At 60.2% G+C, this 3,564-nt stretch carries 4 protein-coding genes; 2 read left to right on the top strand and 2 right to left on the bottom strand.

All coding sequences use genetic code 11. The features are described from left to right. Positions 1–69: 69 nt before the first annotated feature. Positions 70–1,113 carry a polyphosphate kinase 2 gene (gene ppk2 / locus ACTZWY_RS19590; RefSeq protein WP_444792385.1) on the bottom strand — a complete coding sequence of 348 codons (1,044 nt, stop codon included), beginning with the start codon at positions 1,111–1,113 and terminating at the stop codon, positions 70–72. Positions 1,114–1,255: 142 nt separating this feature from the next. Then, a complete protein-coding gene (locus ACTZWY_RS19585; RefSeq protein ID WP_444792384.1) occupies positions 1,256–1,711 on the bottom strand; it encodes a DMT family transporter in 456 nt (151 codons plus the stop codon). Positions 1,712–1,826: 115 nt separating this feature from the next. Here ACTZWY_RS19585 and ACTZWY_RS19580 point away from each other — a divergent pair, with 115 nt between their 5' ends. Then, complete coding sequence (locus tag ACTZWY_RS19580) at positions 1,827–2,678, top strand: SDR family oxidoreductase (protein ID WP_444792383.1); 852 nt, start codon at positions 1,827–1,829, stop codon at positions 2,676–2,678. Between the two features lie 36 nt (positions 2,679–2,714). Continuing rightward, entirely contained in the window at positions 2,715–3,485 is a 771-nt protein-coding gene (gene truA / locus ACTZWY_RS19575; protein ID WP_444792382.1) for a tRNA pseudouridine(38-40) synthase TruA, read from the top strand. Positions 3,486–3,564 lie beyond the last annotated feature (79 nt).

Here is a 3,564-nt window from a genome sequence, read left to right as displayed (position 1 = left end):
CTGAGGCGGGCCTGATGGCCCGCCTTTTCGTTTCCATGCCCCCCCCCGGAGAACCGGGCGCAAGAACGCTTATCCAGCAGATGACCCCATGACATGGCTTAATTCCGCGCCAGACAGCACCACATGACGCGCGCGCCCCACAATCAGCGGGTCAGGCGATCTTGCAATTTCGGGGTCCTTGTCGGGATAGTCCAGCGTTGACAGAAAATGTTTCATGCATTCCAGTCGCGCACGTTTCTTGTCCTTGGATTTGATGACGGTCCATGGCGCATCGGCAGTGTCAGTATAGAAGAACATCGCTTCCTTGGCTTGGGTATATTCGTCCCATTTGCCCAAACTTGCCTTGTCTATGGGTGACAGCTTCCAGCGCTTCAGCGGGTCGGTTTCGCGCGCTTTGAAGCGGCGCAATTGTTCTTCGGGGGTCACTGAAAACCAGAATTTATACAGCCTGATGCCCGCACGCACCAACATGCGTTCAAATTCGGGGGCTTGGCGCATGAATTCCAGATACTCTGTCGGGCTGCAAAACCCCATAACGCGTTCAACACCCGCGCGGTTATACCAGGACCTGTCGTAAAACACCATTTCGCCCGCCGTTGGCAAATGTTCGATATAGCGCTGAAAATACCACTGGCCGGATTCGCGTTCGGACGGTTTGTTCAGCGCCACCACGCGGGCGAAACGCGGGTTCAGGTGTTCATTGAATCGCTTGATGGTGCCGCCCTTGCCCGCCGCATCACGCCCCTCGAACAGGAACACGAAGCGTTCGCCGGTTTCGATGGCCCATTTTTGCACTTTCAGCAACTCTGCCTGCAGCCGCGCCTTTTCCTGCTCATAGGTTTGTCGCGGCATTTTATACCGATACGGGTAGCGGTCGGATTCGAAAAATGCCCGAATTTCTTCCGTGGTCAACGCCGCAGGGTCCGGCACCCAACGATAGGTTTTTGGCGCGGTCTTCATTTTTTGCGCTGTATCCAGCGGCGGCATGTCCGGCGCTTCACCCGCTGGCGCGGGGGCGGCGGATTGTTCCTGCGACGTCACGCCCAATGTATCGGGGCCATGAACTGGCTGATCGGGCGCTGGGGCGGCGGCGGCGGTCACGGCATCTTTCATCACATGCTCCTGAACTGGACAGCTTCAAAATATCTATATCCAAGTGTGTCAGATTGATGAAAACCTGTCTTTGATACTGATCAAAAACGCAGGATTTTTTGCCAAAACTCCAATGCAAGCGCCGCAGCGATACAAATCTGTCTTATGTGGGCGGGCGCTGTGCCAGAACGACGCCTGCCGCCATCAGCACAATGCCCATCAGGCGCGGCCAGTTCAGCGGCCGCACCCGCGCCCCGAAAAGCCCGAACTGGTCAATCACGCATATAGCGATGATCTGGCCCAGCAACACGAACATCACCGCATTGCCCACCCCGAAACGCGGGGCCACCCATGATATCGACAGCAGGTAAAACGCAATCAGAAGCCCCGCCAGAAACAGGTATCGCGGCTGCGCGGGCAAGGCTGCCAATGACTTGGCCTGCCCAAGCGCGGCCCCCACCCCCATCGCCACAACGGCGGCGATCATGAACATCATGGCCCCTGCAACAGCCGGTGACGCAATGCGCGCCCCAAGCTGGGCATTCAATGCGGCCAGAACCGGCACACCAACACCGGCGGCTAACATGATCAGCGCATATTTCGCGGTTTCAGGGGTCATGGGGGGCACCTTTTCGTTTTGCGCCACCCTGCCAGCGACAGCCCCGCTGCGCCAGTGCGAAAATTCGCAGCCCCCGCCCTTGCAGTGTCGCGGCACATGGACCAATACTGACACCATGACAGGGACACTTCTTTCGATTGGGCATGGATACAGCGCACAGGCGCTGGAACCGCTGTTGTTGCCGCGCGGCTGGACCATCATTGGCACAACCCGCAGCCCCGCCAAAGCGCAGGCTATGGCTGAACGCGGTGTAACCCCCTTGATATGGCCGGGGTCCCCGCTGCCGCTGGAGAGGGCAACCAATCTTCTGACCTCGGTCGCCCCGGGCGCGGAAGACCCCGTTCTGGCCGCGCATGGCGCGGAAATTGCGCGCGCGTCGCATCTGCGCTGGGTGGGGTATTTGTCCACGATCGGGGTGTATGGCGACCATCAAGGGGGCTGGGTGGATGAAACCACCCCGCCCAATGCCACATCAGCGCGCGCCCGCGCCCGCATCCATGCCGAAACCGGCTGGCAGGATGTTTGCGCCCAAGCAGGGGTTCGTCTGCATATTTTCAGGCTGGCGGGCATATACGGCCCCGGACGCGGCCCGATTGCCAAATTGCGCGAAGGGCGCGCGCAGCGGGTGGTCAAACCGGGGCAATATTTCTCGCGCATCCATCAGGCAGATATTGGTCAGGCGCTGGACCGTGCCATGCAGTCCGAAATCGGCACCCGCGTCTATAACCTGTGCGATGACCTGCCCGCGCCACCGCAAGACGTGCTTGCCTTCGCAGCCCAGCTGGCAGGGGTGCCCGTGCCCCCCGAAGTGCCGTTTGAACAGGCCGATCTGTCGCCCATGGCGCGCAGTTTTTATGCCGATAGCAAGCGCGTGCGCAATGACCGCATAAAGCAGGAATTGGGGCTGCAGCTTCTGTATCCGGATTACGAAAGCGGGTTGCGCAACATTCTGGCAGAAGAAGGCTGATTGCCAAATCCCCCTGCCCGCGCTAATTGCCCGATCATGCCAAGATACGCGTTGAAAATAGAATATGATGGTCGGCCCTTTTGCGGCTGGCAGCGGCAGGCGGTGCTGCCATCGGTGCAGGCAAGTATCGAACAGGCACTCGCCCGACTGGACCCTGACCAGCCTGCAATCGCTGCGGCAGGGCGCACGGATACCGGCGTGCATGCCACAGGACAGGTGGCGCATTGCGACATGCAGCGCAACTGGGAACCCTTCCGCCTGATGGAAGCGCTAAACCACCATTTGCGCCCCGCCCCAGTGGCGATTGTGGCCTGCGCCCGGGTTGATGCGGATTTTCACGCCCGCTTTTCGGCGCTAGAACGGCGCTACCTGTTCAGGCTACTGGCGCGGCGCGCCCCCCCAACATTCGAGGCAGGGCAAGTGTGGCATGTGCGCCACGCGCTGTCCCTACGCCCCATGCAGGATGCGGCCGCTCATCTGCTCGGCAAACACGACTTCACCACATTCCGCGCAAGCCAATGTCAGGCACCTTCTCCCATCAAGACACTGGACGCACTGGACATTGAATGTCTGCCCCTTCCTGAAGGGCAAGAATTCCGGTTTTCGCTGCGGGCGAAGTCATTTTTGCACAATCAGGTGCGCAGCATCGTGGGCACGCTGGAACGCGTGGGAACGGGGGCGTGGGCCCCGGAAGATGTAAAAACCGCATTGCAGGCGCGCAATCGCGCCGCTTGCGGCCCTGTCAGCCCACCAGACGGGCTATATCTTACAGGTGTCAGCTACCCGGTTGCCCCGTTTCCACAATGACCGCCCCCGTGGCCAGTTTTTCTGCGCGGGCCCGTCGCGTGTTGCGCAAAACCAGTGCCCAGTTTTGCACGACATACTC

The sequence above is a fragment of the Roseinatronobacter sp. NSM genome (genome assembly GCF_052379845.1).
Classification (GTDB): Bacteria; Pseudomonadota; Alphaproteobacteria; order Rhodobacterales; family Rhodobacteraceae; genus Roseinatronobacter.
Note: the sequence above shows the minus strand (reverse complement) of the source record. Positions and strands in the feature narration are given on the sequence as shown.